This is a genomic window from Vibrio sp. (genome assembly GCF_050299255.1).
GTDB lineage: Bacteria > Pseudomonadota > Gammaproteobacteria > Enterobacterales > Vibrionaceae > Vibrio.
In genome coordinates this window covers 1-4,553 of record NZ_JBNKVP010000132.1, presented here as the reverse complement: position 1 = coordinate 4,553, position 4,553 = coordinate 1, and the positions used below count along the sequence as shown (strand labels likewise).

Sequence of the window (4,553 nt, the reverse complement as noted above, 5' to 3'; positions counted from 1 at the left end):
GGAAACTTTCCCCCACTCATTCATTCCTACAACCTGGGTATAAACTTCTGATGTGTTGTAGGCATTAACCGTTTTATAGAGGTATCCGTGAGAGTTGTAGTAGCTTTTGGTTTTAAAATTCTGCGTACCGGTGGGATAGGTAACGGTATCTACACGCCCCAATGAATCATAACCATTAGTCGTTGTGAATGATTGTCCACCGCGGAATTTAGTGACAGACACAGTCTGCTTATCAGCATTATAAGTATAGCTAGAAGACTCTTTAACTGTTGCAGAACCGGGACTTGAACAATTCACGCCTCCAGAACCATACAATACAGCGCTACCTAACATGCCAAAAGCGCCGCTTGGATCATAGTTCCAACAAAGTGTTGAAACACCAGCCCTGTCCATTCTTACTTTTCGGCCCAATCCATCATATTTAAGTGTAGAAGTATGATTTCTTGCGGTCTTTTGAGTCAGCAACTGCCCCCAAGCATTAAAAGTGTAATACCACTTACCTTTGTCCGGATCATTCGTCCACGCTTTTTGTCCGGTACTGGAATTGTAACTATGTTCAACCGTTGAGGTTTTGCTGTCAGCAGTTACGTTTTGAGTAAGCAAGTTTCCGTATGTTGAATTGCACCCAAAACTGATCCATTTCACCCCATAATTTGCATCGAAAAGTGATCCACTCCTTTAATGACTCCTGCGGTTCTTCTGGCAGGAGAAAACGGAGTGATAGACGTGGCATTATTATGTGTGATCAGACGCTGGCATTTCAGAGATGGACTGTCACAGCGGGAAATTGCCAGACGAACTGGCTTATCCAGAAACACCATCCGCAAGTACCTCAACAGTCAAATTGTTGAACCCAGTTACCCCAAGCGACAGTCAGCTAAAAAGCTGGATGAGTATGACCAGTTACTCTGTGACTGGCTTAGCAAAGAATCAAAGAAACCGCGTAAGCAACGTAAATCGGTAAAACTGCTCCATCGTGAGTTAGTCTCGCTGGGCTTTAGTGGCTCATATGACCGGGTGGCGGCGTTTGTCAGGCTGTGGCGGGAAGAGCAAAAGTTCCTGACTAATAAACATGCCTATGTACCGTTAAAGTTTGCACCTGGTGAAGCGTTTCAGTTCGACTGGGGCGAAAACTGGGCATGGGTGGGAAGCCGTAAAGTAAAGTTACAGGTGGCGCATTTTAAGTTGAGCTACAGCCGGGCGTTTTACTTGCGGGCTTATTGGACTCAAACTCATGAAATGTTGTTTGATGCCCACGCCCATGCCTTTAGGGTGTTTAAAGGCGTGCCGGAGCGCGGCATTTACGACAACATGAAAACGGCTGTTGATAAGGTCGGTAAAGGCAAGCTACGCACTATCAATAAACGCTTCCAGGCGATGGCAAGTCACTATCTGTTTGAACCTGAGTTCTGTAATCCGGCGGCGGGATGGGAAAAAGGCCAGATTGAGAAGAATGTCCAGGACAGTCGCAATGCACTGTGGAATAGCCTGCCCAGGTTTGATTCGCTCGATGCCCTGAATGCATGGCTGGAAGACGCTTGTCGCCAGCAATGGCAAAACCAGCTTCATCCGGAGTATGCCAAACAAACGGTTGAGCAAATCTGGCAAAGCGAGCAGCCACACCTGATGGCAATAACAGCACCGTTCGATGGATTTATCGAACAGACCAAACGGGTCTCATCCACCTGTCTGGTCATGTTCGAACGTAACAAATACAGTGTGCCGGCCAGCTATGCTAATCGCTTAATCAGTTTACATGTGTATCCGGCCAAACTGGTATGTATTGCTGAAGGGCGGCAGATTGCAGAGCACAGTCGGGTATTTAGCCGTGACCATAATCATCCAGGACAAACGGTGTATGACTGGCGCCACTACTTGCTTGTTGCCCAGCGTAAACCCGGTGCACTGCGCAATGGTGCGCCGTTCGAAACCCTGCCCGATGCCTTCAGTCAGTTACAGTCACAATGGCTGAAGCTAACCGGTGGTGACCGTGACATGGTCGATATCCTGTCACTGGTGCTACATCACGATGAGGCGCTGGTTGAACAAGCCATCACCGAATCACTTAAGGCTGGACTCACGTCCAAACCACACATCATTAACTGCCTCAACCGGTTACTCCAACCGCAAACCCCAGAGCCGGTGCCACTGGACAACAGATTGAAATTAACCGTCGAGCCAACCATCGATACCGCCCGTTATGAACAGCTGAGAGGGACCAAGTATGCACATTGAAGCATTAATCCATACCCTGAAAACGCTCAAGCTCCACGGCATGATGCAGAGCATACAGGAGTTATCAGTGCAGAATTCACCCGCCTACCAGCAGGCGCTACCCATACTGACGACCTTGCTCAAAGCCGAAGTCTCCGACCGGGAAGTGCGCTCCATCGCCTATCAAATGAAAACGGCCAGATTCCCTGCTTACCGGGATTTATATGGCTTCGACTTTACCGAAAGTACCGTGGATGCCATGCTGGTAAAAGGATTACACCGTTGTGAGTTCGTACAAGACTGTCAGAATATCGTTCTGGTCGGCGGGCCTGGTACCGGCAAAACTCATCTGGCTACCGCAATCGGTGTGCAGGCGATTCAACATCATCACCTCAGAGTGCGCTTCCTGTCTACCATCGAGCTGGTTAATCAGTTAGAGCAGGAGAAATTACAAGGCCATGTGGGACGAACAGCCAATCGACTTGGGGCTATCGATATCATTATCCTTGATGAACTAGGCTATGTGCCCTTCAGTCAGGCAGGAGGCACCTTGTTGTTCCATCTGCTCAGCAAGCTGTACGAACGAACCAGCGTTATCATCACAACCAATCTTAACTTCACAGAATGGTCAAAAGTGTTTGGCGATGCAAAGATGACAACGGCCTTACTGGATAGGCTAACGCATCACTGCCATATCATCGAAACTGGCAATGACAGCTACCGATTTAAACAATCATCACAACGAGCTAAGGGGAGGAATAACTAGCAATCACAGCCAAAAAGTGGCATTAATCTAACGAACATGGTGGATCAAAATTCAGTGCAAAACATGGATCAGATTTAGCTGCAAATCAACAACCTGCTCTGCCAGGCAGCATTTTTATGGGAATCGAATAGGCAGCGGCACCAGATTCATCAACCCTGAATTGCCCTTCCAACGTCATTGGCACTTCAGTGTCTGCACTTGCAAGAACTGAAGTAAATAGCGTTAAAAATGACGCAGCGACTAGCGCACTTTGAAAAATGCTCTTCATTATTATTGTCCTTTGCCCTGTGTAATACTTTTCCGTTTCCCTTTACACTTTTGCCAAAGTGCAATAAAACTAATAGGAACATAATTTAGACAAAAGTATAATGTCAACTATTTACTGACAATTAACATAAGAAGAAAAAGGATAAGTATATGAAAGGATTAACGCTAACCACGTGGTTAGCAATCGTATACGCAATGAGCTTCGCTGCTCACGCGCAAGATGATGAAGACCAAGTTGACTACACTGTTTTAGCAGGTTCCACCACTTACGATTGCCAATTTGTTGGGGAAACGACACTAGCTATTTCTTACCAGTTAGATGGAAATGAAAATGCCCAAATAGTGATAGACGGCGTGGTCAACAACCAACAAAAGAAAATTGTTAAAGTACACCTAAAAGGGAATACAGGAGAAAAAGTAGTAACATTTGACGCTGGCTCTTGTGTAAATAACCTCGAAGTTGCAATACGATGATTGGCATTTCTGCCAGTGTACTAGCTCAGACTTAATCTGACAGTTACTCATTTTTTAATGGTGCCACAGTCAAATTAGATTTGAGCTAGATTCTTTTCAGCTATTAATTCAGTAGACCCGATTTTCATAAAAGTCATTTCGAACCAAAAGAATGATCATTAACTTCGTGCATTAATTTCTTCTTTCACTGATCCATATTGTAATCGTACCCTCTACAACAACGTTACCATATAAGTCATATGCTTTTACTGTTACTGGCAAATCTCCTGGTTTCCACGCACCATATGGGACCTCTGCGACACACCTGATATTCGTGTCAGCCTTCGCTGGATACTTGACCTCCATCCCCTTTGGTATCCAACGTAAATTTTTTGGGATAGATGCCTCACACATAAACCCCATCGCCATTTCAAGCCCATTACAAATCGCTATAACGTGAACTGTACCAATGTGATTTTGTAATAATTTTCGCTTCTTTATTTTTACTTCACAACGATCAGATCTAAGTTCTGTGATTAGAGGAGATATAGTTGAGAAGTAAGGTGCTTTTCGTGCTGAATACCAGCTAAAAATGCTCCTGCCAAATGGGAGCTTCAAAAATTTTTTATATATTTTCAGTAAGTAATTATCGACCATATTCTGTCTCGGCTCTATTTATGAATTACGGCAAAAGTTATTCACGTTATTTTATGAAACCTGATTATTCCTACACTCAAACCCTTGAACTTAAACGAATCACCTTGACGTTACATCAACATCTAATTTATTGACGTGCCAACTTTAACTTTCAGTATCTTAATTAGTAACTGACAAATCACGTGTATTCAAAATT

The 4,553-nt window shown here is 44.6% G+C and carries 6 protein-coding genes; 3 read left to right on the top strand and 3 right to left on the bottom strand.

All coding sequences use genetic code 11. The features are described from left to right. A partial coding sequence (locus tag ACQY6F_RS18165) for a hypothetical protein (RefSeq protein WP_428776462.1) occupies positions 1-645 on the bottom strand: 645 nt, incomplete at its 3' end. A gap of 72 nt (positions 646-717) precedes the next feature. Between ACQY6F_RS18165 and istA the strand changes: the two genes are divergently transcribed. Beyond that, positions 718-2,235 (top strand): IS21 family transposase, encoded by a 1,518-nt coding sequence (istA, locus tag ACQY6F_RS18160; protein ID WP_428776461.1) that lies wholly within the window; start codon positions 718-720, stop codon positions 2,233-2,235. Then, on the top strand, positions 2,225-2,980 hold the full coding sequence (gene istB / locus ACQY6F_RS18155) for an IS21-like element helper ATPase IstB (RefSeq protein WP_428776459.1): 756 nt from the start codon (positions 2,225-2,227) through the stop codon (positions 2,978-2,980). Before istA ends, istB begins: the two co-directional genes overlap by 11 nt. Before the next feature lie 85 nt (positions 2,981-3,065). On the opposite strand, the gene ACQY6F_RS18150 is transcribed toward istB, so the two are convergent. Then, complete coding sequence (locus tag ACQY6F_RS18150) at positions 3,066-3,248, bottom strand: hypothetical protein (RefSeq protein WP_428776458.1); 183 nt, start codon at positions 3,246-3,248, stop codon at positions 3,066-3,068. 149 nt (positions 3,249-3,397) lie between these two features. Here ACQY6F_RS18150 and ACQY6F_RS18145 point away from each other — a divergent pair, with 149 nt between their 5' ends. Beyond that, positions 3,398-3,721 (top strand): hypothetical protein, encoded by a 324-nt coding sequence (locus tag ACQY6F_RS18145; RefSeq protein WP_428776456.1) that lies wholly within the window; start codon positions 3,398-3,400, stop codon positions 3,719-3,721. Positions 3,722-3,892: 171 nt separating this feature from the next. Here the strand turns inward: ACQY6F_RS18145 and ACQY6F_RS18140 are convergent, their stop codons facing one another. Further along, positions 3,893-4,357 (bottom strand): hotdog fold domain-containing protein, encoded by a 465-nt coding sequence (locus ACQY6F_RS18140; RefSeq protein WP_428776455.1) that lies wholly within the window; start codon positions 4,355-4,357, stop codon positions 3,893-3,895. Positions 4,358-4,553: the final 196 nt, after the last annotated feature.

Excerpts from the sequence above, each read along its gene's own strand:
- istB (WP_428776459.1), top strand. The coding sequence starts at position 2,225 with ATGCACATTGAAGCATTAATCCATACCCTGAAAACGCTCAAGCTCCAC.
- ACQY6F_RS18150 (WP_428776458.1), bottom strand. The coding sequence starts at position 3,248 with ATGAAGAGCATTTTTCAAAGTGCGCTAGTCGCTGCGTCATTTTTAACG.
- ACQY6F_RS18145 (WP_428776456.1), top strand. The coding sequence starts at position 3,398 with ATGAAAGGATTAACGCTAACCACGTGGTTAGCAATCGTATACGCAATG.
- ACQY6F_RS18140 (WP_428776455.1), bottom strand. The coding sequence starts at position 4,357 with ATGGTCGATAATTACTTACTGAAAATATATAAAAAATTTTTGAAGCTC.